Annotated in this window: 1 pseudogene; it reads left to right on the top strand. The window is 68.5% G+C overall.

Going from position 1 to position 549, the window contains the following annotated elements:
- Positions 1-149: 149 nt before the first annotated feature.
- Positions 150-549: pseudogene (locus tag AC5P1C_RS43935) on the top strand (hypothetical protein); the annotation flags it as partial.

The following is a 549-nucleotide window of genomic DNA, read 5'->3' as shown; positions in this document are numbered from 1 at the left end:
GGATGATTTTTGAACGAGATCAGGACGATGAGAACCACACCTTGCGGGCGGCATGCGAGGGGCATGCCGGTGATTGGCCCGCCCCGGCGCGGCCAGCCGGGTTACACGCTCCAGCAGAACGCTTCACGCAACGGCACGAAGGAACCCGGATGAAGGACTGGTACGGCGATGGGGAGAGCGCTTACAGCCCGGGATATTCCCGGTGGTCGGAGACCGGCGCACTTGACCCGTACGGCAGCGTCGCTTTCCCCGTCCAGCAGTCTTGGGACGGATCCGGCCCGGACGCCACGCTGAGCCGCCAGGGCCTGGAAGAGGGACTGGCCGAGATGCTGGCCGCGGCATCCGGACCCAAGCCTCCTCCCCGGCGGGCGGAACAGCCGCTGTCCCGAGAGGAATTGGCCGAGCTGCTGGCCGCCTTGGAGCCCAAGCCGACGCCGCCACCCGAGCCCGCCGAACAGCCACGGCCTCAGATCGACCGCAGGCGTACGCGGCCAAAGCCGAAGCTCCTTGTGGCCGGGCGGCGCATCAGCCAGGTGACGGTCCTGTTCG

This window comes from Streptomyces sp. A18 (genome assembly GCF_059026065.1).
This window is presented reverse-complemented; position numbering and strand designations above follow the sequence as displayed.